This is a genomic window from Arthrobacter sp. T572 (assembly GCF_056780115.1).
In genome coordinates this window covers 1,525,509-1,551,061 of the sequence record NZ_JBRAZQ010000002.1, presented here as the reverse complement: position 1 = coordinate 1,551,061, position 25,553 = coordinate 1,525,509, and the positions used below count along the sequence as shown (strand labels likewise).

The 25,553-nt window shown below is 64.6% G+C and carries 22 protein-coding genes, 2 tRNA genes and 1 riboswitch; of the genes, 8 read left to right on the top strand and 16 right to left on the bottom strand.

Features of this window, described 5'->3' with window-relative positions:
* Window positions 1-34: 34 nt before the first annotated feature.
* The 4 genes from ACUYMZ_RS08225 to ACUYMZ_RS08210 form a co-directional block, all read right to left on the bottom strand.
* A complete protein-coding gene (locus ACUYMZ_RS08225) occupies window positions 35-1,231 on the bottom strand; it encodes a glycosyltransferase (RefSeq protein WP_481602701.1) in 1,197 nt (398 codons plus the stop codon).
* A gap of 109 nt (window positions 1,232-1,340) precedes the next feature.
* A complete protein-coding gene (locus ACUYMZ_RS08220) occupies window positions 1,341-2,246 on the bottom strand; it encodes a DMT family transporter (protein ID WP_426006730.1) in 906 nt (301 codons plus the stop codon).
* Window positions 2,246-2,869, bottom strand: coding sequence for a CDP-alcohol phosphatidyltransferase family protein (locus ACUYMZ_RS08215; protein ID WP_426006729.1), 624 nt, complete (start codon window positions 2,867-2,869; stop codon window positions 2,246-2,248). Before ACUYMZ_RS08215 ends, ACUYMZ_RS08220 begins: the two co-directional genes overlap by 1 nt.
* A gap of 64 nt (window positions 2,870-2,933) precedes the next feature.
* Window positions 2,934-3,782: a phage holin family protein gene (locus tag ACUYMZ_RS08210; protein ID WP_426006728.1), complete on the bottom strand. Its 849-nt coding sequence runs from the start codon at window positions 3,780-3,782 to the stop codon at window positions 2,934-2,936.
* A gap of 176 nt (window positions 3,783-3,958) precedes the next feature.
* Between ACUYMZ_RS08210 and ACUYMZ_RS08205 the strand changes: the two genes are divergently transcribed.
* The 5 genes from ACUYMZ_RS08205 (at window position 3,959) to ACUYMZ_RS08185 (ending at window position 9,802) form a co-directional block, all read left to right on the top strand.
* Window positions 3,959-5,188 (top strand): multidrug effflux MFS transporter, encoded by a 1,230-nt coding sequence (locus ACUYMZ_RS08205; RefSeq protein WP_442424198.1) that lies wholly within the window; start codon window positions 3,959-3,961, stop codon window positions 5,186-5,188.
* A gap of 28 nt (window positions 5,189-5,216) precedes the next feature.
* The gene (locus ACUYMZ_RS08200) at window positions 5,217-5,396 is read left to right on the top strand and encodes a hypothetical protein (protein ID WP_426006726.1); all 180 of its coding nucleotides are present in this window, start codon (window positions 5,217-5,219) and stop codon (window positions 5,394-5,396) included.
* Between the two features lie 132 nt (window positions 5,397-5,528).
* The gene (locus tag ACUYMZ_RS08195) at window positions 5,529-8,027 is read left to right on the top strand and encodes a bifunctional lysylphosphatidylglycerol flippase/synthetase MprF (RefSeq protein ID WP_481602700.1); all 2,499 of its coding nucleotides are present in this window, start codon (window positions 5,529-5,531) and stop codon (window positions 8,025-8,027) included.
* Between the two features lie 37 nt (window positions 8,028-8,064).
* Window positions 8,065-9,348 (top strand): alpha/beta hydrolase, encoded by a 1,284-nt coding sequence (locus ACUYMZ_RS08190; protein ID WP_442424200.1) that lies wholly within the window; start codon window positions 8,065-8,067, stop codon window positions 9,346-9,348.
* 46 nt (window positions 9,349-9,394) lie between these two features.
* Complete coding sequence (locus ACUYMZ_RS08185; protein WP_426006722.1) at window positions 9,395-9,802, top strand: hypothetical protein; 408 nt, start codon at window positions 9,395-9,397, stop codon at window positions 9,800-9,802.
* A gap of 81 nt (window positions 9,803-9,883) precedes the next feature.
* Here the strand turns inward: ACUYMZ_RS08185 and ACUYMZ_RS08180 are convergent.
* The 9 genes from ACUYMZ_RS08180 to ACUYMZ_RS08140 form a co-directional block, all read right to left on the bottom strand.
* Window positions 9,884-9,956 (bottom strand) — tRNA-Asn (locus ACUYMZ_RS08180).
* A 115-nt stretch (window positions 9,957-10,071) separates the two neighbouring features.
* A tRNA-Asn gene (locus tag ACUYMZ_RS08175) sits at window positions 10,072-10,144 on the bottom strand.
* A 51-nt stretch (window positions 10,145-10,195) separates the two neighbouring features.
* Entirely contained in the window at window positions 10,196-12,088 is a 1,893-nt protein-coding gene (gene dnaG / locus ACUYMZ_RS08170; protein ID WP_481602699.1) for a DNA primase, read from the bottom strand.
* A 34-nt stretch (window positions 12,089-12,122) separates the two neighbouring features.
* A complete protein-coding gene (locus tag ACUYMZ_RS08165) occupies window positions 12,123-13,439 on the bottom strand; it encodes a deoxyguanosinetriphosphate triphosphohydrolase (protein ID WP_426006720.1) in 1,317 nt (438 codons plus the stop codon).
* Window positions 13,440-13,501: 62 nt separating this feature from the next.
* Window positions 13,502-14,683: a tRNA dihydrouridine synthase DusB gene (gene dusB, locus ACUYMZ_RS08160; protein WP_426006718.1), complete on the bottom strand. Its 1,182-nt coding sequence runs from the start codon at window positions 14,681-14,683 to the stop codon at window positions 13,502-13,504.
* A 47-nt stretch (window positions 14,684-14,730) separates the two neighbouring features.
* Window positions 14,731-16,203 (bottom strand): YibE/F family protein, encoded by a 1,473-nt coding sequence (locus ACUYMZ_RS08155; protein ID WP_481602698.1) that lies wholly within the window; start codon window positions 16,201-16,203, stop codon window positions 14,731-14,733.
* 36 nt (window positions 16,204-16,239) lie between these two features.
* Window positions 16,240-17,202: a GNAT family N-acetyltransferase gene (locus ACUYMZ_RS08150; protein WP_481602697.1), complete on the bottom strand. Its 963-nt coding sequence runs from the start codon at window positions 17,200-17,202 to the stop codon at window positions 16,240-16,242.
* 2 nt (window positions 17,203-17,204) lie between these two features.
* Window positions 17,205-18,590: a glycine--tRNA ligase gene (locus ACUYMZ_RS08145; protein WP_426006714.1), complete on the bottom strand. Its 1,386-nt coding sequence runs from the start codon at window positions 18,588-18,590 to the stop codon at window positions 17,205-17,207.
* A gap of 78 nt (window positions 18,591-18,668) precedes the next feature.
* Window positions 18,669-19,673 (bottom strand): DMT family transporter, encoded by a 1,005-nt coding sequence (locus ACUYMZ_RS08140; protein WP_442423413.1) that lies wholly within the window; start codon window positions 19,671-19,673, stop codon window positions 18,669-18,671.
* A 23-nt stretch (window positions 19,674-19,696) separates the two neighbouring features.
* Here ACUYMZ_RS08140 and ACUYMZ_RS08135 point away from each other — a divergent pair, with 23 nt between their 5' ends.
* Entirely contained in the window at window positions 19,697-19,927 is a 231-nt protein-coding gene (locus tag ACUYMZ_RS08135) for an RNA-binding S4 domain-containing protein (protein WP_426006711.1), read from the top strand.
* 12 nt (window positions 19,928-19,939) lie between these two features.
* Here ACUYMZ_RS08135 and ACUYMZ_RS08130 read toward each other — a convergent pair whose 3' ends face one another.
* Window positions 19,940-20,587 (bottom strand): alpha/beta hydrolase, encoded by a 648-nt coding sequence (locus ACUYMZ_RS08130; RefSeq protein WP_481602696.1) that lies wholly within the window; start codon window positions 20,585-20,587, stop codon window positions 19,940-19,942.
* 77 nt (window positions 20,588-20,664) lie between these two features.
* Between ACUYMZ_RS08130 and ACUYMZ_RS08125 the strand changes: the two genes are divergently transcribed.
* Window positions 20,665-21,501 carry an SGNH/GDSL hydrolase family protein gene (locus ACUYMZ_RS08125; RefSeq protein WP_481602695.1) on the top strand — a complete coding sequence of 279 codons (837 nt, stop codon included), beginning with the start codon at window positions 20,665-20,667 and terminating at the stop codon, window positions 21,499-21,501.
* Between the two features lie 13 nt (window positions 21,502-21,514).
* Window positions 21,515-22,699 (top strand): winged helix DNA-binding domain-containing protein, encoded by a 1,185-nt coding sequence (locus ACUYMZ_RS08120; protein WP_481602694.1) that lies wholly within the window; start codon window positions 21,515-21,517, stop codon window positions 22,697-22,699.
* A 33-nt stretch (window positions 22,700-22,732) separates the two neighbouring features.
* Here ACUYMZ_RS08120 and metX read toward each other — a convergent pair whose 3' ends face one another.
* Both metX and ACUYMZ_RS08110 read right to left on the bottom strand, forming a co-directional pair.
* Window positions 22,733-23,854, bottom strand: a complete 1,122-nt coding sequence (metX, locus tag ACUYMZ_RS08115; RefSeq protein WP_442423417.1) for a homoserine O-acetyltransferase MetX — start codon at window positions 23,852-23,854, stop codon at window positions 22,733-22,735.
* A gap of 14 nt (window positions 23,855-23,868) precedes the next feature.
* Window positions 23,869-23,984: riboswitch (SAM riboswitch) on the bottom strand.
* Between the two features lie 152 nt (window positions 23,985-24,136).
* Window positions 24,137-25,453 carry a bifunctional o-acetylhomoserine/o-acetylserine sulfhydrylase gene (locus tag ACUYMZ_RS08110; protein ID WP_481602693.1) on the bottom strand — a complete coding sequence of 439 codons (1,317 nt, stop codon included), beginning with the start codon at window positions 25,451-25,453 and terminating at the stop codon, window positions 24,137-24,139.
* Window positions 25,454-25,553 lie beyond the last annotated feature (100 nt).

Genomic DNA, 25,553 nt, shown 5'->3' with positions numbered 1-25,553 from the left:
TAGCAATACTAATGGTTGCCGGAGGGTGCTCCGGTCACACCACCTTGTCTTCGTAAGCGGCACCCCGGTAAAGGTCTTCGAACGTCTGCAGGGTCCCATTGATGCTGTGGGGTTCCACCATCTCGCGGCTGACTTTACCCATGGCCCGCAGCTGGTCTTCGGGAAGCTGCACGAGCTTGGTGATCTTGGCGGCAAGCTCATCGCTGTCATTGGGCGTGAAGAGGTATCCGTTGTCGCCGTCGCGGACCAGGTGTGGCAGTGCCATGGCGTCGGCCAGCAGCACCGGCGTTGAAGCGGACATGGCTTCCAGCGTGACCAGGGATTGAAGTTCCGCGGTGCCGGGCATGCAGAAGATATCAGCCTTGATGTAGGCCTCGCGGAGCTCCTCATCGGAGGCGAGGCCGAGGAACTTCACGCGGCCACCCAACCCCAGGCGCTCCACCTGGGCTTCCAAAGCTGCGCGGACTTCACCTCCGCCAACAATCTCCAAGTGGATATTCAGTTCCTGCGGCGTCTTGGCGATGGCGTCAATCAGGACGTCAACGTGTTTCTCCTCGGCCAGGCGGCCGGCGAAGAGAACGGTCGGGTGGGCATGGGGCTCAATCGTCTCGCCCGGCTGGAGTTCGTAGGCAGCAGAATCTATGCCGTTGGACAGCGGCAGCACTTTACGCAGGAAGGCGTGCTGGTGCATGGCCTTGGCAGCCAGAGGAGTCGGCGTCGTGACGACGTCGGCCTGGCCCATCACCTTGCCCATGTCCTTCCAGGAGATCTTGCCGATGATGTTCTTGAACCACTGCGGGAAGGGCAGGAACGGGTTCAGGTTCTCAGGCATGAAGTGGTTGGTGGCCACGATCCTGATTCCGCGCTTCACGGCCTCGTACAGGACGTGCTCGCCGATCATGTAGTGGCTTTGGATGTGGACGACATCCGGCTGCACCTTGTCGAACAAGAGGCTGATTTCCTTCTTGATCTCCCAGGGAAAGCAGATGCGGAAGTAGTCGTGGGTGGGCACGCTGTGCGAACGCAGGCGGTGCACGGTGGCTTCACTGCGGAATTCCGTGAAGCTCTTTCCCTTGTCCTGGCGGCATGCCAAAACGTGGACGTTGTGGCCACGGCCCGTCATCCCCTTGGCCAGGCGGTAGCCGAATTGGGCTGCGCCGTTGACGTGCGGCGGGTAGGTATCCGCAGCAATCAGGATGGTGAGGGGTGTGGTGGTGTCGGGAATGGTCACGTGGAGAACTCCTGATGGTCACGGTGCGGACAGCGTTGGCATGCAATGCTGCGGTGTCGCCGGTTTGCCTGTCCGCTGTGGAGCGGACGGCGCAAGGTGCTGCGTCGACCTAAGCCTTCCGGTGCGGAGCCGCCTTGGCATCCTTCTTGCGTTTGGTGACTTCCGGGTGGTGCCGGCTCAGGGCGATTACTCCCACGATAGCAAGGAGAGCCGCCGCAGCCATGGCGATGGCCGTTACGGCGTGGACATCGGGACGCAGCTCACCAAGAATCACGATGCCGATCGCAATACCAACGATGGGATCGATTACGGTCAGGCCGGCGATGACGAGGTCCGGCGGTCCGCCGGAGTACGCGCTCTGCACGAACCAGGATCCCAGTCCGCCGGCCGCAGCGATGGCGATGATGGTGTACCACTGGACGTTAAGCAGGAACAACCCGTTGGGATCCAGCAGGTGCTTGCCGATGATGCGTGTCAGCACGGCGACGAAGCCGAACAGGACTCCGGCACCCAGAATGTAGATGAACGCGCTCATGCGGTGTTTGAAAAGAACGGCGAGCGTGCCGAACAGTCCCACGGCCAAGGCCAGGAGAAGCACGATCGTGAGCTCGTCCTCCGCGTTCACATGATGGTTTTCCTGGGTGACGTTGACGGCAAGGAGCACGAAGAGTGCCGAGCCGGTGACGCACGCGGTGATTGCCACCACGGTGGCACGGTTGATGCTGAGGCCTTGATCCTTTGCGTTGACCACAGTGGTGATGACGAGCGCAATCGCCCCGATGGGTTGGACCACTGTGAGCGGCGCGGAGACCAGGGCGATGGCGTTCATGGCCATGCCTACTGCCAGCAACAGCAAGCCGAACATCCACCGGGGGTTGCGCAGGAGCCGCAGGAAGCCGTTCGAACTGAGTGCGAGCCCTCCCGTGTCGGCCTTCACGGCGCTGCCCTGCCGTTGCGCACCAATGGCCAGGCAGAAGGCACCCATGACAGCAAGGAAAACCGCCAACCACACCATCAGCCGCGCCCGCCGTCGCCGTCGCGCAGTTCCTGGCCCTTGCGGACGATCGCCCGGAAGTAGTTGACGGCCGCAACCCAGTGGCCCACCAAACCAAGTCCCAGGAAAACCCAGGCGGAAACGAAGTACACATCGGTGAAAGGCACAGGCAGTTTGGACAGCACAAGCAGCGGTGTCCCGGCCAGGAGGAACGCGGTGCGGATTTTTCCAACGACGCTCACGGGCAGGTCCGGGTGGCCGCGGAAATACACCAGGGAAGCAGTTGCCAGGATCGCATCCGGAACTACCAGCGCGGCCAGGTACCACCATTGGACGACGCCGGCGATCGCCAGGGTGAAAGCGACTGCTATCAGGGCGGCCCGGTCGGCCATCGGATCCAGGATGCGGCCGAGTTTGGAAGTTTGGTCGAAGCGCCGGGCTATATATCCGTCCACCCAGTCGGTGCTCCCCATGATGACCAGCACCAGGACCGCAAAGCCGTATTCTTTCTGGGAAAGAACCAGCCAGACGAACAACGGAACGCCCATGAACCTCAGGACGGTGAGGATATTGGGGATGGTGAAGACGAGGTCGTGGTCCACCTGGGGTCGACCGGGGCGCGAACCAGCACCGATCAGCCTCATGGTGTCCCCCTTCCCTGTTTCTTGAGTGCCCGGGCGGTCAACGTTCCGGAACCGCGGCGGTCTGCTATTTTTTCAGCAGTTTCCGCAGCGCCACCACGAAGACGACCGTGGCAGCGGCAAACGCAGCGAGGTCCTTCCACCGTGCAGCGATGCGCCCGGCAAGATCCTCCGGAACCGAGTCCGACAGTCCGGCAACTCGGCTTGCCGCAAAGTCCTTGCCATCCTGGAACCGGGCGGTGGCCTCCCCGAGCAGAATCCTGCCCTGCTTTTTGACGTCCAGCTGTTCCCCGAGTTCGTCACGGACCCCGGTGAGGTGTTCACGGCGCTTGTCCAGCCGGCGGCGGAGTTCGGCTTCCGTAGGTGCCTTGACGGCGTCGGCTTCCTTTGCAGCTTCCTTGGCGGCCTTTTCTGCCTTGGCTTTTTCGGCTTCGGCTTCCTTGCGGGCCTTGGCGGCCTTGGCGGCAGGTGAGTTCGGATCGAGGATCGATTCGTCGAAGGCCGAACCTTCCTTGGCGATGCCGATATCGTGCTTGATGCCCCTGATGGTGTCTTCGGGAACCAGCGGCATGGCCTTCTTGAATTTGGCGGTTCCGATCAGCGCGCCGATCGCGACGATCAGGAGGAAGACCGCGGCAACAACCAGCGCCGCGAGCCAGCCGGGCATGACTGTGGCAAGCCCAAGGATCGCTGCCACAACAAGCGCGATGACCAGCAACGACATGAAAACCAGGGCGATGCCAAAGAACGCGCCGGCAACACCCACCTGCTTGGCCTTGCGTTGGACTTCGACCTTGGCAAGGGCGATTTCATCGTTGAGTTGCCTGGGGGCCAAACGGGCAACGAGCTTGAGGGTCTTCGGCAAGGCACGGATGGCCGGTCCCTTGCTTGTCCTGCCGGTGTGACGTCCGCTCATGGGTTCCGCCTAACTGCTTCCTCTGGGCTGCGTAGTGGGCTTCCACGGCCGAAAAATGACGTCCGCAGGCGCTTGTCCTCAAAACTATCATTCAGGTTCCCGCCCAACTTCCGCCTGCGCCCACCACGGCGCGCCCGAACACGCTGCATAAATATGATGTGACGGCCATAGGATAGATGATCGTGACCACCCACACTGCTCCGGGCGATTCCCTGAGCCGACGCGAAAAACTTGTCTACATCATCCTTCTGGGTGCCCTGACCGCACTTGGCCCCTTCACAGTGGACCTTTACCTCCCCGCGTTCCCGGCGCTGGAGGAGAGCTTCAACGTGTCCGCTGCAGCCATCCAGCTGACACTGACGGGAACCACGGTGGGCTTCGGCCTGGGGCAACTGGTGGTGGGCCCCTTCAGCGACAAGTTCGGCCGCCGGCTGCCGCTGATCCTGGCCACTGCCCTCCATATTGGTTCGTCCCTCGGCGCTGCCCTGTCCACGGACATCGGGTTGTTGTCCCTGTTCCGTGTCCTGATGGGCATCGGCGCAGCAGGCGGTGGTGTGGTGGCGATGGCCATGGTCCGCGACCTTTTCCACGGCTACTCCATGGTCCGGATGTTTTCGCGCATGTCCTTGGTCAACGGTCTGGCCCCCATCCTGGCGCCCATTATCGGCTCCCAGTTGCTGTTGGTCTTTCCATGGCCCGGCATTTTCTACTTCCTGGCCGCATACGGACTCCTGGTGATCCTCGCGTCCATCTTCTTCATTAAGGAGACGCTTCCGGCGGAGCAGCGCGGCACCTCCGATGTCACTGTCCGGCAGCGATACAAGACCGTGCTGACGGACCGGATCTTCGTGGGCATGCTGATGGTGGGAAGCCTGAACTTCGGTGGACTGTTCGCTTACCTGTCCGCCTCGACCTTCCTCTTCCAGAACGTCTACAATTTCTCCCCGCAGGAGTACGGCATCCTTTTCGGAGTGAACTCCCTGGGCATCGTGGCCGGCGTCCAGATCAGTTCGCGCTTGATCAGGCGGGTGGCGCCACAGTGGATCGTCGCCTGGGCCACGCTCTTCCTGCTGCTGATGGCGGCACTGATCATCGTCATGGATCTCCTCCACGTGGGCCTGTGGGGCATCCTGGTTCCGCTGTGGTTCTACATTTGCGCCACCGGGTTCATGTTCCCCTGCGTCCAGGTCCTGGCCTTGGCCAACCACGGCGCCCAGGCCGGCACGGCGGCGTCCTTGCTGGGCGCTTCCCAGTTCACCATGGCAGGCATCGTTCCCCCGGTGGTTGGCTGGTTGGGCGTCAGCTCCGCTGTCCCCATGGGCATTGTCCAGGTGGTGTGCATCGCCGGTGCCGTGGCGGCCCTGTGGCTGGTGGTACGGCCCCGCACGGTCCCGTCGATCCACTAGCGCACCACCCACCGCGTAGGCTGTGACCATGACCAGGAAACCGCACCGCAACGGCCGGGGACTTTTCCTCGGCGCCGTGCTTGGCGCCGTCGTCGGGGCTTTGCTGGGCAGGGCCGCAGGCAGTGCGCTGTTCGGCGCGATCCTTGGTGCGGTGATCGGCGCCGCTGTCCTGTACCGGGTGAATCCCGGGCCTTGGAACCGCGAATAACGGGTGTCCGGAGAACCCTGCCCCGACCCTACCGCCGCTACGGCCCATAGGCCCTCCCTTTCCAGCGGCCGGCAGGGCAGAATGGTGGCCAGCCGGGACTAACCCGTGCTCCACCGGTGAAGGGGACAGCACATGAGTGCGGCTGTGGGCTTGAGGGGCAAGATCGGCGGGCTGGCGGGCGTGCGACGCCTCCCGGTCACGCTTGGACTACTGGCGGTGGTGTGGATTTCCGGCCTGGCCACCGGAAGCATCCTCAACGGCCCACGCCAGGACCTGCTGGAGCAGGTAGGGCTGGGACTCGCCGTCGAACCTGGACCCTGGTGGTCGGTCCTCAGCTCATCATTCTTCGCCTCGTCCCTGCTCGACTACCTCGCTTGTTCCGCCGCCATCCTGGTGGGCGTGGGCATCGCCGAACGCACCATGGGCGCATTGCCGGCGCTTGCGGCCTTCATTGGCGGCGCCGCCCTCAGCGCCCTGGTCCTGGTGGCCCTGGTGACGTTCGGTACCGACGCCAGCGACCAGTGGCTCAGCTTCCTTGGCGGCGAATACGCGGTGGGCGCCTACGGTGGCGCCGCAGCCGCCCTGGGATGCTCGACGGCGGCACTTGAGGCACTTTGGCGCCGGCGCCTCAGGACGTGGCTGCTGGCCGCCACGTTGATGTTTGCCCTGTTCGTTGGGGTGGCCCAGACGCTCCAGGCCCTTGCCGGAGCTGTGATCGGCATCCTGGCGGGCTGGGCATTCAGGGTCTGGGTGCTTCGCCGCCGTGCCGCCTCCCTGCGTTCCTCCAGCCTGCGGGAAACCCGGTTCCTGGTGGGAACCGTGGTGGGCGTCTTTGCCCTTGGTCCACTGCTTACGCAACTTACGGGGACCCTGGACATCGGTCCGCTGTCCGTGGTCTCGGAGGTCATGCTCCAAGCCAGTCCCGGGGCTGACGAAGTCAGGGAAGCCTGCGACAACGATTCCAGCTGCGTCACGCTGCAAAGCGTGGTGGGCGTCCAGAGCTTTGGCGCTGCCATCCTGACACTGATTCCCGTGCTGTTGCTGCTGGTCTGCGCCGAAGGACTCCGCCGCGGACGCCGTCTCGCCTACCGGCTGACACTGGTCATTCAGCTTTACCTGGCCGTGGTCACTGTGTTGTCGATCCTGCAATACACCACCGATCCGGGGGTCGAGTTGGGCAGTGACGATCTGGGGTACCTGCTGCTGTATGCAGTGCCGGCCCTCCTGGCACCGGTGATTATTGCGGCGCTGCTGGCCGGCAACCGCCACAAGTTCCAGGTCGAGTCCAGCGATGCCGGCTACCGGCTGCTGGGCAGGACGTCCCTGGTCCTGGCCGTCGCAGCGATATTGCTGTATGTCCTCTTCTGGTTCCTGGAGGGGAACCCCGGCCGCTCGTCGCTGTTGGCCCTTGCCGGGCAGCTCACGCACATCCTGGTTCCCTTTCCCGTACCGTTCGTTGTGGAACTGCCGCAGGGCCTGGTGAGTACGGTCATCTACGGCCTGGGCGGGGACGTCATCTGGTTGTGCATCCTGATCCTGGTCCTCAACAACTTCCGCCGGTACCGCTCCAGTGCCACGGATCCCGCCGCCGACCTTGGCCACGCCCGGGAACTGCTCCACGAAGGCGGCGGAACGTTGTCCTGGATGGCCCTCTGGGACAACAACCAGTACTGGTTCACACCGGACCGCTCTGCGGGGGTGGCCTATCAGGTGCACAACGGCGTGGCACTGACGGTGGCCGGTCCATTCGGCGCCCGGGAGCACCACGCAGCCGCGGCCACGGGCTTTCTGGCGCACTGCGCCGCCCTCGGCCTCATTCCCTGCTTCTACTCGGCAACCGCTGACCTGGACGGACCGCTGCTGCCCCGCGGATTCCGCAAACTGGAGGTTGCCGAAGAAACACTGCTGAACGTCCAGTCCATGACCTTCCAGGGCAAGGAATGGCAAAACGTTCGCACGGCCCTGAACCGGGCCGGGAAGTTGTCCATCAGGGACCACTGGTACCGCTACCCGGAGATGCCGCCCGGTACCAGGGCCCAACTGGCGGAAATTTCCGAGGAGTGGGTGGCTGACAAGGCGCTCCCTGAGATGGGATTTACACTCGGCGGACTCAACGAACTCAAGGACCCGGAAGTACTGTGCTGCGTCGCGGTTGACGACGACGGACTGGTCCACGGGGTCACCAGCTGGCTCCCTGTCTTCACGAACGGCACGGTCACCGGGTGGACTTTGGACTTCATGCGACGGCGCACAACGGGCTTCAAGGGCGTCATGGAGTTTCTGATTGCCTCCGCCGTGAACCGCTTCAAGGAAGAGGTTACCCAAATTTCGCTGTCAGGCTCGCCCCTGGCCGGCTCCGGCCCGGACAGCGGCGACGGTGACCACTCCACCCTGGACAAGGTCCTGGCGCTGCTCGGCAATGCACTGGAGCCCATGTACGGTTTCAAGTCGCTGGCGGCCTTCAAGTCGCGGTTCCAACCCCAGCACCGGACCCTGTTCATGTACTACCAGGACCCGTTGGCGCTTCCCTCCATCGGCCTGGCGGTTGGTTCGGCGTACCTGCCCGGTTTGTCTCCCGCCCAAAGCGCAGGGCTGCTGAGGCAGATGGTGGCCCGGGAGCAGGCCGTGTGAGAACCGGACACTGTGGATTCACCGGCGGGAAACGACCGTGAACGACCTCCTGAAGATCGAGATCAGCGGTCCCGTCGTCATGGGCATCGCCATCGCCGTCGGCGCCGGCCTCTTCCTGGTGTTGTTCCTTAGGCCGTCGGCGCGCTGGGTGGTGACAGGCGTCGTCGGAATTACCGTGGCCGCGCTCGTGGGCTGGCTGACCGTCTGGCTCGTGGAAGACGTCTGGGATGTCTTCCACGTAGGGCTGACGCCGAGGGTCTGGTTCTGGGCGATCACGGGGTTTGCGGCCGTCGGCCTCTGCGTGGTCAGCTTCCGCCACAGCCCGCGTTGGCGAAAGCTTGTTGCCGCCATCTCCATCCCGGTGTTCCTGCTGGTGGCCGCCCTGGGGATCAATACGGAATTCGGGCTCAACAAGACCCTGGGTTCGGCGCTTGGAATTTCCACTGAGGATGCGATCCAGTTGAGCAAGCCGAACCCGGATGCCACGATACCTTCCGGCCCCCTCTGGCAGAACTGGCAGCCGCCGGCCAACATGCCCGCCAAAGGTGAAGCAGGCACGCAAGTCATCCCCGCCACGGAGTCTGGTTTCACGGCACGACCGGCCGGCATCTACCTGCCGCCGGCAGCGCTGACCGCCAATCCCCCGCGGCTGCCGCTGTACGTGCTCCTGATGGGCCAACCCGGCCTGCCTGATCCCCAGTATGTTTCGGCGGCGCTGGACGACTTCGCCGCCAGGAACAACGGCCTGGCGCCCATTGCGATCGTGGCAGACCAGATCGGGCCGGACGAAAACGATACGCTCTGCCTGGACACTGCCAAGTACGGAAACGTGGAGAAGTACATCAACGTGGATGTGGTCAACTGGGCCAAGGCCAACCTGAACATCCTCCCCGACCGGGATCACTGGACCATTGCCGGCTACTCAAACGGCGGCCAGTGCGCCATCTCCTTCGCCGTGAAGTATCCGCAGATGTGGGGCAACGTGGTGGACATTTCGGGCGAAGAGTACCCGGGAGCCGAGGACCCGGCCGGGAACCTCCGTGACATCTTCAATGGAAACCAGGCGGCGTACGACGCCCAAAAGCCAATCAACATCATGAAGGGCCGGCAGTTTCCGGACACCACGGCAGTCTTCACCGTGGGATCGGACGACGTCACCTACGTGGCCGCGGCAAAGGCAGTCTCCGCTGCGGCAAGGGAATCCGGGATGAGCGTGACCTACTACGAGGTACCCAACGGGGGTCATGTGGGCATCGCTTTGAACGCCGGGCTGACCAAGGGATTCGAGGTGCTTTACCCGCGGCTTGGCTTGTCCCGATAGCGTACTTCCCCTGTCCGGCAACGCCGCCGGGCGATAAAGTTGAGGTGTGCCACATTGGCAAGACCTGCAGCCGCTTCCGGCACCGTGGCAGCGTCGGGATGACCGCATCCTTCCGCTGTGGTGGGACAGGCTGTGCTCGGTGACCAGCCCCCAGTCGGCGGCCCTCTATGCTGCAGGACTCTTCACGGACGACCGGCGCCGGCCAATCGCCCAGTGGTACAACCAGGAGACCGACGCCGCCCTGCTGGTGGCCCCCGAGACGTCACCTGAATGGCCGGTCCAGCGCTTCGGCATTTTCTACGCTCCGCCCGGCGGTGGCTTCACCCGCGTCTATTCGGCGCCCCACGAATGGCATCCCCGGGAACCCCGAACCCCGCCAACCGAACAGGAAGCCTTTGTGGCCGCGGTAGGCGAGGCCGCCAGGTTCCTCCAGGTTGAGATGGATTTCGTCTGAGCCGGCAGCCGTATGCGGGACGGAGGCGTCCACCAAAAAGTGAACCCCGCACCGGGCAGTGCCGGTACGGGGTTCGATGCGCTCCTCCGACTGGACTTGAACCAGTAACCCTTCGATTAACAGTCGAATGCTCTGCCAATTGAGCTACGGAGGATTGAAGCGGTAATTAGCTTAACAGGCTCCCGCCGGAAAACGAAATCGGCGCGAATACCCCCAGGGGGTATAAAAGATTCCCCCGTTTCGGCTATCCGAAACGGGGGAATTGTGCGCTCCTCCGACTGGACTTGAACCAGTAACCCTTCGATTAACAGTCGAATGCTCTGCCAATTGAGCTACGGAGGATTGAAGCGGTAATTAGCTTAACAGGCTCCCGCCGGAAAACGAAATCGAGGCTCAGGAGTCCTGCCGCAGTGCCCGGCGCTGGATTTCGAGCTCCATCAGTTCGCGGTGCAGCCGCTGTACCTCCTCCGGGAATGCAGCAGCATCCAGTCTCTGCAGCTGGCCCATCTTGTCCGCCTTGATGCGGGTGATCTGCAGCTCAAACAGTCGGGCCAGGATGTCCCGGCAGTACTTCTGCATGGCCTCGGGCGTACTGGCGGGCAGCGGCGTCACAGCGAGCTCGGACACCAACGGACGCAGCGGCTCCGGAACCTCCTGCCGGACCTGCTCAACCCAGGACACCGGATCAGCCGCCTGGGCAATTCCGGTCGCGCGGATCGCCGCGTGCACGGCGGCATAGGCAGGCGTGGAGAAATGCGACGCCTCGAACCGTTCCCATGCTCCCCCACCCAGCACAGCCGGCTCCTGCAGGACAACCTCCAACGCCTGGCGTTCCATCCCTGCCACGGGGTCCCGCGGGTCCGGTCGATGGAAAGAGGGTGCTGCGCCCATCGCTGCCGGCGGCGTCGTTTGTTCCACGGCGCCGGCAGGAGAGCCGGTAGGTGCGCCGCCGGCAGCAGCCCGTTTGGCGGCAGCGCCAACGTACCGGCTGACGTCCTCGATCGGCATGCCCAACCAGCCGGCCAGTTCCCGCGTGTAGGCCGGCCGGATTGCGGAGTCGCGGATCTGGGCCACCACCGGTGCTGCCTCCCGCAAGGCGGCTACCCTGCCCTCGACGGTGTCAAGATTGTGTTTCCGGAGCGAGGCGCGGATGGCGAATTCGAAGAGTGGTTTCCGGCTCTGGATCAGTTCGCGGACCGCAGCGTCGCCCTTGAGTTGGCGCAGATCACAGGGGTCCGCCCCCGTGGGTTCCACCGCCACGTAGGTCTGCGCCACAAAGCGCTGGTCTTCCTCAAAAGCGCGCAGGGCAGCCTTCTGGCCGGCAGCGTCGCCATCGAAGGTGAAGACCACTTCTCCCCCGGTGCCGTCGTCCGAAAGCAGCCGCCGGGCGATCTTGATGTGCTCGGTGCCGAACGCCGTGCCACAGGTGGCTACCGCCGTCGTGACTCCTGCCAAATGGCAGGCCATGACGTCGGTGTACCCTTCAACCACCACCAGTTGGCGGTCCTTGGCGATGTTCCGCTTGGCGAGGTCGATCCCGTAGAGGACCTGGGACTTCTTGTAGAGCGTGGTCTCCGGCGTGTTCAGGTATTTGGGGCCTTGGTCGTCTTCGAAGAGCTTGCGGGCGCCGAAGCCGATGGTGTCTCCGGCAATATCGCGGATGGGCCAGATGAGCCTGCCGCGGAAGCGGTCGTAGATGCCGCGGTTGCCTTCAGAAAACATCCCCGTCAGCCTGAGTTCGGCATCCGTAAAGCCCCGCCCGCGCAGATGCTTCAGCAGCGAATCCCAGCCCTGCGGAGCGTAGCCTACGGCGAAGTGCTCGGCGGCGGCCCGGTCGAAGCCGCGGCCATCCAGGAAGTTGCGCGCCTCGGCTGCGCCGGGAGTCAGCAACTGGGCCCTGAAGAATTCGTCAGCGATCTTGTGGGCGTCCAAAAGGCGTTGGCGCTTGCCGACTTCCTCCCGGCTGGGCCCGGTACCGCCGTCCTCGTACCGCAGTTCGTAGCCGATCCGGGCGGCAAGCTTTTCAACGGCCTCATGGAAGGAACTGTGGTCCATCTTCTGAATGAAGGAGATGGCATCCCCGTCCTCGCCACAGCCGAAGCAGTGGTAGCGGCCCACCTGGGGGCGGACGGTAAACGAAGGCGACCTCTCGTCATGGAAGGGGCACAGGCCCTTGAAGCTGCCCAGTCCCGCACTCTTGAGCGTGACGTAGCCGTCCACGACTTCTTTGATGTCCGTGCGCTGGCGTACTTCGTCGATATCTTCACGTTTGATCAGGCCAGCCACCAGACCATCCTAATCCGGCGCGGTACGCGGCTGGTCACCACAGCGACGGCAGGCTGCCCACCAGGCGCTCGTACATGGCCAGGGCGGAGCCGTCCGTGAGTGACGCCACTTGGTCGATCACCACCCGCAGGCGGGCCGAATCGTCGACGGCGGCACGCCAGTCAGCAGCGAACATCGGCTCCAGGTGGCGGTCGCCGGTGGCGTTCAGGACACCCACCAGGGCGTGCAGGACTTCGCGCTGCCTTTCGTAGACGGGCTGGCGGTGGTCGGTGGAGATCACGAATGTTGTTGCCAAGCCCTTGAGCACGGCGATTTCGGTCACCGTTTCCTCCGGCACCATGAGTTCAGCTTCATAGCGGGTCAGGTTGGCCGGTCCAAAATGCGCCCGGGTGGTTTCCATGGCGCTCTGGCAAAAACGGCCGATCAACTGGCTGGTCATATCCTTCAACGCAGCCATGGACTTCCGGCTTCCGTCCGCTTCCCGCACCCAGACCCGGGTGGCCTCCAGGCGGGCCAGTGCGGCATCGATCTCGGCGGGGTCGTTGTGCGGGAGATACCACTGACGGGTGTACCCCACCACGCGGGCCCTGTGGTCCGGGTTCTCCATCCACTTCAACTGGAAGTGTCCGGCCACGATCGCATCCTCGACGTCATGCACGGAGTAGGAGATGTCATCGGCCAGGTCCATCACCTGTGCCTCGATGCAGGAACGGCTGCCCGGCGCACCTTCGCGCAACCATTCAAACACCGGGAGGTCGTCCTCGTAGGCGCCGAACTTGCTGGTGCGGTGCCCGTGGATGACGGGGGCGTCGACGGCGGACCACGGGTATTTGGAGGCAGCGTCGAGGCTGGCGCGGGTCAGGTTGAGTCCTGCCGGCCTGCCGTCGTCGGCCAGCACTTTGGGTTCCAGCCGGGTCAGCAGGCGGAGGGTTTGGGCATTGCCTTCAAACCCTCCGATCGCATGTGCGACCTCGTTCAGGGCCGACTCGCCGTTATGGCCGAAGGGCGGGTGGCCGAGATCGTGGCTCAGGCAGGCGGTATCAACCACGTCAGGATCGCAGCCGAGGGACCGCCCCAGCTCGCGGCCCACCTGCGCCACTTCCAGGCTGTGCGTGAGCCGGGTCCGGACGAAATCGTCAGTATCGGGGGCGACCACCTGGGTCTTGGCACCGAGCCGGCGCAGGGCCGAGGAATGCAGGACGCGTGCCCTGTCCCGTTCGAAATCGGACCGGTACGTGTTCTTGCGCGGCTCCTCAACCCACCGTGCGGAATCTGCTTCCGTGTAGCCGGGAATCGCGTGCACAAAATCGTTGCCGGTATCCTTCCGGCCCAACGTCACTTCTGTTCCCATGGGTTCTGCCTCCTTCAAGCGCCGTGCGTGGTGCTTCCTGAGCCAGTCTTGCACGCGTGCAGCTAGCCGCCCGAAACGTCCAGCTCCGCTGCCGCAATGTCGGCGCTCTGTTCGGCGTTCAGCTGTCGGCTGTCCAGCCAGTCCTTCGGCAGTGCCGGCCGCTTGGGTGACCCGGCCCGGCCCCGGGGACCTTCGGAGTCGACGCCCGGATAGGGCAGGTCAAGGTCGAGCTGATCCAGGAGTTCCCGCAGCACCTCCAGCGTGGGCACGGTAGCGAGTTTGGCCCGCAGTTCGCCACCCACGACGTATCCCTTGAAGTACCAGGCCATGTGCTTGCGGATTTCGCGGAGCGCCTTGTATTCATCGTTGCCGAACGTTTCCACCATGAGCTCTGCATGGCGGTACACGCCTTCTGCCACCTCGCGGAGGCCCGGCCGGTGGCGCTGGTCGCTGCCTTCGAACGCCGCCTGCAGGTCACCGAAGAGCCACGGGCGGCCTTGGCAGCCGCGGCCCACCACAACGCCGTCGACGCCGGTCTCCCGCACCATGCGGACTGCGTCCTCGGCAGACCAGATGTCGCCGTTGCCGAGGACCGGAATGTCCGGCAGGGCCTCCCGCAGGCGGGCAATGGAGGACCAGTCCGCCTGGCCGGAGTAGAACTGGGCGGCCGTCCGGCCGTGGAGTGCGACAGCGGCTACGCCTGCGTCGCGGGCAATCCGGCCGGCCTCCAGGTAGGTCAGGTGGTCGTCGTCGATGCCCTTTCGCATCTTGATCGTCAGCGGAATGCCGCCCTTGGAGGCTTCCTTGACCGCCGTCCGGACAATTGAGGTGAAGAGGTCGATCTTCCACGGCAGGGCCGACCCACCGCCGCGCCGGGTGACCTTGGGTACGGGGCAGCCGAAATTGAGGTCGATGTGGTCGGCCCGGTCCTCTTCCACTAGCATGCGGACGGCAGCCCCCACCGTCTTGGGGTCGACGCCGTACAGCTGCACTGACCGGACTTTCTCGTCGTCGTCATGCGAAATGATCCGCAGTGATTCGGGTGTCCGTTCCACCAGGGCGCGCGAGGTGACCATCTCCGCCACGTACAGGCCTCCGCCGTATTCACGGCAGAGCCTGCGGAAAGCGGAGTTGGTGATGCCCGCCATGGGAGCGAGGATCACGGGGGTGTCCACGGTGATCCCGCCCAGCTGCAGTGGCGGAAGCTCAAGCTTGGGAGAAGGGGGCGTTGCTACGACAGTCACCTGTCCATTGTCGCAAATGGTGGCAAATCGATATCCGGGGCAACTTCTCAGGTGGTCCCGCTGGGGCCGTGGTTGCGCCGCTCCGCTTCCCGTTGGGCGCGCCGGCTCCCCGGACGGGCCGGTGGCGATGAATCCTGTGGTGACGCCCCGGCGTCGTGCGTTTCCCCGCGGTCCGAACCCACGACGGCGGCCGCTGCGGCAAGTGCGCCGGTATCGTCCACGTCGTCGGGACTGATGCCCGAAGCGCCGTCCCCGGCGTTCCGGATGCCGGTGGCCTTGACCACCAAAACGGCGATCAGGGTGGTGACCGGGATGGCCAGGACCAGTCCAATGGAACCAACCAGGGTGCGGATGACTTCCTCGGACAATTCAGCGCTGGTCAATGCCTCGTCCAGGGGCCGGTCGTAGAGCATCACAATGATGAGGATCGGCAGGGCCGCCCCGGCGTACGCGAAGGCAATGGTGTAGACGGTGGAGGCGATGTGGTCGCGCCCGATCCGCATGGCCGAGGAGAACAGCTTCCGCGCGCTGGTGTTGGGCGCCAGTTCATACAGTTCCCATACGGCCGACGACTGCGTGATGGTGACGTCGTTGAGGACACCCAGGCCGGAGATGATGAGGCCGCACAAAATGATGCCGGAGATCGAGATGTTGCCGGACATGTTCACCAGCGTTGCGGCATCGTGGTCTCCCACACCGGCCAGGTTGGCTGCGTCGGTGGCCCATGCCGCCAGGAGTGCCGTAATGCCGAGCCCGAAGATCGTGCCAAGCAACGCGGTTGAGGTCCGCGCCGAGAACCCATGGGCGAAGTAGAGCACCCCGATCATGATCACGGTGGACCCCACCAAGGCCAGCAGCAGCGGCGGCTTGCCCTCCACCAGACCGGGAAGGATGAAGCTGACCAGCACGGCGTACGCTCCCACCAGGCCAAGCAGTGCACGGAAGCCGCGCCACCGGGCCACCGCTATGACCACGGCGGCATAGAGCACGGCAAGCAGTGCAATGGGGACGCTGCGCACGAAGTCAACAAACACGTAGGCCGGCGCACCGCTGCCCTGGGAGGCGCCCTGGACCCCGGAGAGATTCAGGTACCGTATGGAATCGCCCACGTCCACGCCATGGGATTTGGCGACATCCGGATTGATGACGACCTTGACGGGATCGCCACCTTTGTCAGGCTCGGTGAACGCGAACGTACATTCCGACCCGGCCTGCTGGCCACCCTGGTTTGGGTCGGTCTGTCCAGGAAGCGACTGGCCCGTCTGCATGCAGCTTTCCTGGACCACGCTTTGGATGCGGCCCGTATCAAAGGTCACCCCCGGGGCAGCCTGGTAGGGACTCGCGAACGAGATACCCTCCCGGCTGCCCGAGGGCCACATCAGGATCATGGCAACGAGCGTCAGCACGCCCAGCGGGACAAGGACGGCCGCCAACAGCCAGTTGGCGCGTTTCCTTGAAGCCAGCGCCTGTGGTGTTGGCGCGGAGCCTTCCGGCTGTCCGTGTGAGTGACCATGGCCCATCAGCAGCAAAACCTCATGCTTTCAACCCTACGCGGGTCAGTCGCTCACGATCAGCGTGTCAGCACCGCGGACGTGTGCCTTGCCGGACTCCAGCAGCGGAGCCAGGACGGAGCGCAGCGCCGCCATGGACTCATCGACTTCCAACAGCACGGGATGCTGGTAGGCAATGAGCGCCAGCAGGTCCCGCACTGCCGATTCCGCCTCGCCGGGAGCGAGGTCCGGATCATGACCCAGGAAGACATCCGAGGGCTCCTCGGAGTTCCCTTGGGCATAACTGATGGCGAAAGCCTGGATCCTGCCCTTCCGGGACGCCGGCACGCCAGGTCCGAAAGCGCTGGCCTTCGGCGCCCGCAGGACGATCGCACCGTGGGCACCGGTGAGGTCGTGCAGGAACAACCGCTGGACGGTGGCAATGCTGAGCTCGCCGGGGCTGTCCCAATGGTGCACGGCCGAGTAGTACCGGCCCACGACGTCGCTGAGCTCCACCGAGCCGGTAGCCAGGTCCTCCACCCGCTCGGAAGCGGCCTCTTCGGAGCCATCGCCGAACCTTGGAAGCTTCAGTGGCTCGGGATCCACGACCACCAGCTGCGAGCGCTGGATGGGGCCCAGGCCGGCTGCCTCGGCGAAGGCGGCACCGGGCGTGCCCGGCTCCACTTTGCTGCGGAGCGCTGAAACGCCCGACGGCGAGTTGGCGGCTTCGCGGCGAAGCATGGTCAGGAGCGTGGCACCGATGCCGCTGCGGCGGTGGTCCTTGGCGACCTCGATGTAGGCCCAAAGCCGCTCCGGATGCAGCGACGCCTCGTGGACCACGCCGGCGGCCACCGGGATGCGGACTCCGTCCACGACGTCCTCGGCCACGATGCACCGGCGCCACGGCTGGTTGCCGGAGGGTGCCAGTGCGGCGCGGAACTGCTCCGCGGGCAGGGTCTCCGGGTCGCCCCAGATTTCCAGGAGGGCGAGATCGTCGCCCTCCTTCCACTCACGGTATTCGAGGGCCACTGCTAGGCACCGATCAGGCGGGCAGCCAGGTAGGCCTCTACCTTGTCCAGGGAAACACGTTCCTGGCTCATGGTGTCGCGCTCACGGATGGTGACGGCCTGGTCCTCGAGGGTGTCGAAGTCCACGGTGATGCAGAACGGTGTGCCGATCTCGTCCTGGCGACGGTAGCGGCGGCCGATCGCGCCGGCGTCGTCGAAGTCGATGTTCCAGTTCTTCCGCAGCTGCGCGCCGAGGGCCTTGGCCTTCGGGGACAGGTCCTCGTTGCGGCTCAGGGGCAGGACAGCTGCCTTGACCGGGGCCAGGCGCGGGTCAAGCTTGAGGACCGTGCGGACATCGACGCCGCCCTTTGCGTTTGGTGCCTCGTCCTCGGTGTAGGAGTCGATCAGGAAGGCCATAAAGGAGCGGGTCAGGCCCGCAGCGGGCTCGATCACGTAGGGGGTGTAGCGCTCGTTGGTGGCCTGGTTGAAGTAGCTCAGGTCCGTGCCGGAGGCCTTGGCGTGCGTGGAGAGGTCGAAGTCCGTGCGGTTGGCGATGCCTTCAAGCTCGCCCCATTCGGAGCCCTGGAAGCCGAAGCGGTACTCGATGTCCGTGGTGCCCTTGGAGTAGTGGCTCAGCTTCTCCAGCGGGTGCTCGAAGAAGCGGAGGTTCTCTTCACGGATGCCCAGGCCGGTGTACCAGGCCATGCGTTCGGTCATCCAGTACTTGTGCCACTCTTCGTCCGTGCCGGGCTCGACGAAGAACTCCATCTCCATCTGTTCGAATTCACGGGTACGGAAGATGAAGTTGCCGGGGGTGATCTCGTTGCGGAAGGACTTGCCGATCTGGCCGATGCCGAACGGCGGCTTCTTGCGGGACGTGGTGAGCACGTTGTTGAAGTTCACGAAAATGCCCTGCGCGGTCTCGGGGCGCAGGTAGTGCAAACCTTCTTCGCTGGCGACCGGGCCGAGGAAGGTCTTCAGGAGGCCGGAGAACTCCTGGGGTTCAGTCCACTGGCCGCGGGTACCGCAGTTGGCGCAGGCGATGTCGGCCAGGCCGTTCTCCGCTGGACGGCCCTTCTTTTCCTCGTACTCTTCCTCGAGGTGGTCTGCACGGTAGCGCTTGTGGCAGGAGAGGCACTCCACCAGGGGGTCGGAGAAGACTTCCACGTGGCCGGAGGCTTCCCACACCTGGCGGGGCAGGATCACGGAGGAGTCCAGGCCAACGACGTCCTCGCGGCCACGGACCATGGACTGCCACCACTGGCGCTTGATGTTTTCCTTCAGTTCAGCACCGAGGGGACCGTAATCCCAGGCAGAGCGGGAGCCACCATAGATTTCACCGGCCTGGAACACGAATCCCCTCCGCTTGGAAAGGGAAATGACCTGGTCGAGGACGGATTTTGCTGCCATGGGTACTCCATATTTCTACAGGGCCGCTGGGTGCGGTCCGCGGTGGTTTGAACTGTGCAGGAAGCTGCGTGTCCTAGCCTACCGGCCTTTGGCGGCCGGCCTTCCGGCAAAGGATCCTTTCGGCCATGGAAGAGTGGCCACAACGATCGCCGCAAGGGTCAGCAGCGTACCGAGCACCGTGGGCAAGGCGACCACCGTTCCGGAGGTGGGGATCACGACGTCGAGCGCCAGGGAGCCCACCAGCTGGCCGGCAATCATGCCCAGGCCGGTGACCAGGACACCCAGGCTGCGGACCAGCAGGGCCGCCAGGCCGATCGCCACACAGCCCAACGGCCCGCCCAGGTAGTACCACAGCTCGCCCGGCAAGGGATTCCCGGGACCTGAGACCGCAGCCTTGATGAGCCAGGCAATCCACAACACCACCGAACCAGCGAGGAAGTTGACCAAGGTGGCCGCAATGGGCGTGCCATAGTGCACGGTCGCCGTTCCGTTCATGGCCTGTTGGAAGCTCATCAGGAAACCCGCTGCCAAAGGCAGGATGACCGGCACAAGCAAGGTTCCGACGTCGGACACGCCGCCCAGGCGCGGCGACACGGCCCAGGCGACGGCAGCTACGGTGAGGATGCTGCCAGCCACCCGCATGCCGGTAACGGACCTCTTGCCGCCGGGAGCTATCCCCAACCGGTCCACCAGCAGTCCGCTCAAGGTCTGTCCTGTCACGGTGGCGACAGTGAACACCGCCACACCCAACAGTCCCACGGTGTAGGACTGGGCAAAGACGAAGAACGCCCCCACGGCGCCGGCCATGACATAGAAGGGCGGGAAACTTCGGTTGCGGACCGCCGGGACAATGCGCTGCAGCCCGGCCCTGCCCTTGGGCGTGGCGAGCGATATCGCTGCGATCACCACCAGGCCTGTGGTGAAACTCACCACCGAGGCGGTAATACCGTCATGAAGGTTGGTGGCCAGTGCCCCGTTGATGCGTCCCTGCACCGGGAGCACCAGCCCCGTCAGGACGGCCAAAGGCAGGCCAAGGACAAGCGGAAAGCTGGAACGACGGGAAGGCTGCGGCACTGTCACCACACTACTTCAGGCATCATTGCTGTATGAGCAACCCCGAAATCGAAGAGATCCCCATCCGCGACGACATGATCCGCCTGGGCCAGCTTTTGAAGCTCGCCAACCTGGTGGAAGACGGGGTTGAGGCTACGGAGCTCATCAAGAACGGCCTGGTCAAGGTCAACGACGACATAGAGGAACGCCGCGGCCGCCAGCTCCACGCCGGCGACACCGTGAGCGTCAATGGACAGACCGTCCGGATTACCGGCAACTCCTAGCCCGGGATCCCCCTAGCCCAGCACCTTGTGGGTGAGGAACTCCCCCACGTGGCCGATCTCCTGCTGGTTGATGCCGTGCCACATCCCCGTGTACAGGACCTTGGTGAGGTCCACATGCTTGCGCACCCAGCCCATGGTGTATTCAATCTTGTCCTGGGTGATGACCGGGTCCTGCTGGTCCCGGCCCCAGAACATCGGCACACTGCCATCAAGTTGGTCGTCGCGGAAGTCAGGGTCGCCGGCGGCGTCCACCACGAAACCTGAAAGCCCGACGACGGCGGCAAAGTCCGCGGGACGGTAGCGGAGCATGGTGGTGGCCATGGCCATGCCCATGGAGAAGCCGAGCAGTGTCACCGAGGAATGGTTCGCTTTGACGGTATCGAGCCACTCGAGCGCGTATCCGGCGGCCAGCTTGACTGCATCCAGTGAGTACTCGATCGATGCAGTCAGCGGAAACCACGTGTACCCGGGCCCGGTGGGCATGGGGGCCCGCAGCGCTGCCACCACGAATCCCTCAGGCAGCAGCCCGGCCAGGCTGAAGAGGTCGTCCTCATTGGAACCGTAACCGTGCAGCAGGACCAGCAGCGGTTTGCCTTCCCGTTCTGACTCGTCGTGGGACCAGAGAACAACGGGCGCGGGGAATGCAACGGCTTCAGTCATGGGTCTATTCTTGCAGTTACCCGCTGGTAACAACCTACGGTCGCGTAGGTTGGCAGGTTAGAGGCAGGATGAGAAGCGTGAGTGACGTGAATTCATTGGTCCGGCCGGACGACCCGGCCCAAAAGCATCCCTGGAGCCGATACGTAGCGCTGGGAGACTCGTTCACCGAAGGCATCGGCGACCCCGAGCCGCAGAACCCCGGTGGTTTCAGGGGATGGGCTGACCGCGTAGCCGAAGAGCTGGGCCGCGGCCACGAAGACTTCGCCTACGCCAACCTCGCCATCCGGGGCAGGCTTCTGCAGCAGATCATCGACGAGCAGGTGGGACCCTGCCTGGAGCTGCAGCCCGACCTCGTCTCCATTTCCGCCGGTGGCAACGACCTCATCCGGCCCGGGGGCGATCCCGACCTTTTGGCAGAGAAGCTGGATGCCGCCGTCGGGCAGTTGGGCTCCGGGGGCGCCACCGTGGTGCTGTTCAACGGGCCCGACACCGCGTCATCCGTACTGGGCCGCATCCGCGGCAAGGTGGCCATCTACAACGAAAACCTCCGCACCGTGGCCGCGCGGCACGACGCCATCATCGCTGACATGTGGTCGCTCAGGCAGCTGGCAGATGTCCGGATGTGGGACGAAGACCGCCTCCACTTCTCGCCCCTGGGGCATCACACCATCGCCATGATGGTCCTCGAAGCACTGAACGTTCCGCACACCCTGGAGCCGTTGAGCCCCAAGCCACTCCCCCCGCGGACGTGGCGCGAGGCGCGTTCCTCGGATCTGGTGTGGGCCCGGGAGTACTTTGTGCCGTGGGTGATCCGCCGGTTGCGCCACCAGTCTTCAGGGGACGGGATCTCACCCAAGCGCCCGACGCCGGGACCCGTGTTCGGACCCGGCAGCACCATGGTGCCGCGCGGCTAGGCAGGGACCGGTCGTGCACGGTGTGACAGGCCAGGCAGCTGCCGTCGTCGACGTCCGCCTGCGGCGGCAACGGCTTCGGCCGCCCTATGGCGCAGACGTAGCCGGCGTCCTGCGACACCTCCTTGCGGTGCAGTCGCAGGAGTTCGCCTACGCGCGCTGGTCCATTGCCCAGCGCACTCCCGGGGCCACAGCCGACGACGTCGAGCAGGCCGTGGCAGACGGGACGATCCTCCGGACCCACATTCTGCGGCCCACCTGGCATTTCGTCCACCGGGACGATCTTGGCTGGTTGATGGCGTTGTCCGCCGAACGCCTTCATCAGGGCAACAAGGGAATGTACCGGCAAACCGGCGTGGATACGGAAACCGCCGCCCGCAGCGGACGGATCCTGGCCGAAGCGGTGGCCGGCGGCAAACACAAGACGCGCGAAGAGCTGGGACAGGTGCTGGAGAGCGCCGGGCTGCCGGGAAAGGGCCTGGGCTTCATTTACCACCTGATGCACGCAGAAACCAGCGGAATCCTGGTCAGCGGCGCGCCGGTGCGTTCAACCGGCGGCGCCCTCAAGCAGACCTATGCACTCTTCGAAGAGCGGGTTCCCAACGCCTCCGGTCTTCAGGAAAGGCCGGGCTTCCGGGGTGACGAGCGCGACCACGCACTGGCACGGCTGGTTCTACGCTACTTCGGCAGCCGGGGTCCTGCGACCGTGAAGGACTGTTCTGTGTGGTCCGGACTGACCATGCAGGACATCCGCCGCGGCCTGGATGCTGCCCGTTCCCTGTCCGCGGAACTCACCACGATGGACGTGGACGGCGTGGAATGCCACGTGGCTGCGGAGGAAGTGGAGTCCCTGGCCCGGTCCGGGCAGCCGGCCCGTCCCGGGCAGGCACTCCCCCGGACGCGGCAGGCGGAGCCCAGGATCGACCTCGTCCAGTGCTATGACGAATACATCATGGGCTACTCCCAAACCCGGCACTACCTGGGCGGAACAGCACCTTATTTTCCGGAGGACAAGGGTCCCATGCACGCGGTGTTGCTGGATGGCCGGCTGGCCGGTTGGTGGCGACACAGGCTCTCGGGCGGAGTATGCGGGCTGGAAGTGCGCATGAACCGTGAACCCGGGCCGGAGGAACAAGCAGCGCTGGACGCCGAGGCCCAACGCTACGGTCAGTTCCTGCGCCTGCAGACGTCGCTGGTGTAACGGCCACCCGTGGTTCCAACAGCCACCGCACCGCTACGCGAAGAACGCCTCGCGGAGCTGGGTGGAAAGCTGGCCGATTTCCGTGAGGAAGCCGTCGTGCCCGATCGGCGCTTCAATGACATGAACAGGGACCTGCCCGGGCAGGTGCGCGGCCAGTTGCCGGGACTGCTCCGGAAAGTAGAGCCTGTCCGTGTCCACTGCCGCGACAAAGAACTCGGCGGTGGCCCGTCCGAGGGCTTCCTGGAGGCTGCCGCGACCACGGGAAACATCGTGGGACATCAGCGCTTCAGTGATGGCGATGTAGCTGTTGGCGTCAAAGCGGCGGACCAGCTTGGTGCCTTGGTGGTCCAGGTAGCTCTCCACCTGGTAGCGGCCGCGTTCGCCCAACACAGCGGCGGCCAGGGGCGTCTCCTGGTGCTGGGCTTCCCTGCCGAAGCGGACATCAAGTTCCAGCGCTGACCGGTAGGTGATGTGCGCGATGCGCCTCGCCAGTGCCAGGCCCGCCTCCGGAGCCGGTCCGTCGTAGTAGTCGCCGTTGTTGAAGTGGGGGTCCTGGCGGATGGCCAAGGTCTGCGACTGGGCAAAGGCGATTTGCTCGGCGGTGCTGTAGGCACCGACTGAGATGACTGCGCATCGTTTGACGCGGTCAGGAAAAGTCACGGCCCATTCAAGGGCCCGGGCACCACCCATGGAGCCGCCAAGCACCGCATGCCACTGGCGGATCCCCAGCGTGTCGGCAAGACGGGCTTCGGCTTCGGTGCTGTCCCGCAGGGTGACCAAGGGGAAGCGGGACCCCCAAGGACGTCCGTCCGGGGCCGTCGAGGACGGTCCGGTGCTTCCGTAGCATCCGCCCACAATGTTGATGGAGACCACGAAGAACCGGTCGGTGTCGATCGTGGCGCCGGGACCCACCAACTGCTCCCACCAACCGTCCTCGTCGGTGGCACCCTTGGCTACGTGCGTGCTTCCCGTCAGCGCATGCTGGATCAGGACAGCGTTCGATGCATCGGCATTCAGCCGTCCCCACGTCTCGTAGGCCAGGACGACATCAGGAAGGAAGCCGCCCGCTTCAAGTTCCAGGGAACCGATGCCCGCGTATTTGACGATGCCGTCTTCTTCGCCCGATTTTGGGAGTGCTGCAGCAGTAATGGTCATTCCTTTGACACCTATCGTCGCGCTTGCCCATCGCCACTTCTGCGACAGGCCAGGTCCTCACCCGGGGCACCCCACCGCGGAGGAGGGTTGCCGGCCAGCAAGCCGGGGCTATGCGCTGGCACTCATGACCTAATACGTAGAGTCTAGGAAGAACATGGCGGTTCTGGCGAAGAATGTGACAGCAGTGTGACGGTTTTTCACTGCCTGGTTCGCCAAAGACCCCGCACGGGCCCCGTCCGGCGAACATTCGACCGGCGGGGCCACGCCAGGGCCTTGCAGAGCCTACGCGCCCTTGGCGGCGCGGAAGCCGGCTTCGAGGTCGGCGATGATGTCGTCGACGTGCTCGATGCCCACAGCCAGGCGGACGAGACCCGGGTTCACGCCTGCTGCCACCTGCTGTTCCACGGTCAGTTGGCTGTGGGTAGTCGACGCCGGGTGGATGACCAGGGACCGGACATCGCCGATGTTCGCAACGTGAGAGTGCAGTTCCAGGGCATCCACAAAGCGCTTGCCTGCCTCGACTCCGCCCTTGATGGTGAAGGCCACCACGGCACCCGTACCGCGTGGACCGTACTTCCGGCCGCGTTCGAACCAGGTGCTGGACGGCAGCCCGGCGTAGGCGACGGATTCGACGTCGTCGTGCGCTTCCAGCCATTGCGCCACTGCCGTGGCGTTGGCGACGTGCCGTTCCACCCGGAGGCTCAGGGTTTCCAGGCCCTGCGCAATCAGGAAAGCATTGAACGGAGACACTGCGGAGCCGAGATCGCGGAGCAACTGGACCCGCGCTTTGAGGATGTAGGAAAGGTTGGCGCCCAGTGCTCCATCCTTCCCGAGGTCACGGGCATAGACGAGGCCGTTGTAGCTGGGATCCGGCGTGTTGAAGTTGGGGAAGCGGTCCGGGTCCTTGCCGAAGTCGAAGTTGCCCGAGTCCACGATCACGCCGGCGATCGCCGCACCGTGACCACCCAGGTACTTGGTGGCTGAGTGCACCACGATGTCCGCACCCCACTCGATGGGACGGATCAGGTAGGGAGTGGAAAGGGTGTTGTCCACGATCAGCGGCACGCCGGCATCGTGTGCCACCTGAGCGATCCCCTCGATGTCCAGGACATCCTGGCGCGGGTTGGACACCACCTCGCCAAAGAAGAGCTTGGTGTTGGGCTGGACGGCGTTGCGCCACTGATCCAGGTTGTCCGGATCCTCAACGAAGGTCACGGCAATCCCGAACTTCTTCAGCGTGTGCGCCAGGAGGTTATACGTGCCCCCGTACAGGCTGGGGCTGGCCACCACATGGTCGCCGGCTTCGGCGATGTTCAGGATGGCGAACGTTTCCGCTGCCTGGCCCGAACTCAGCAGGAGGGCGCCGAGCCCACCTTCCAGGCTGGCAATGCGCTGCTCCACGGCATCCTGGGTGGGGTTGCCGATCCGGGTGTAGATGGGCGCAAGCTCAGCCAGGGCAAACCGGTTGGCAGCACTCTCGGCACTGGGGAACACGAACGAGGTGGTCTGGTAGATCGGAAGCGAACGCGCCCCTGTTGCAGCGTCAGGTTCCTGGCCTGCATGGATCTGGCGGGTTTCAAAGGACCATCCCTGTGACATTGCGTTCTCCTCTTCGTAGCGCATGGGTTTTCAGTTGGTGGTGCCGGGTGGGTTGCGGCCAGTCTAGGAACCCGCCCGCGACTTGGACAGCTTTATGACG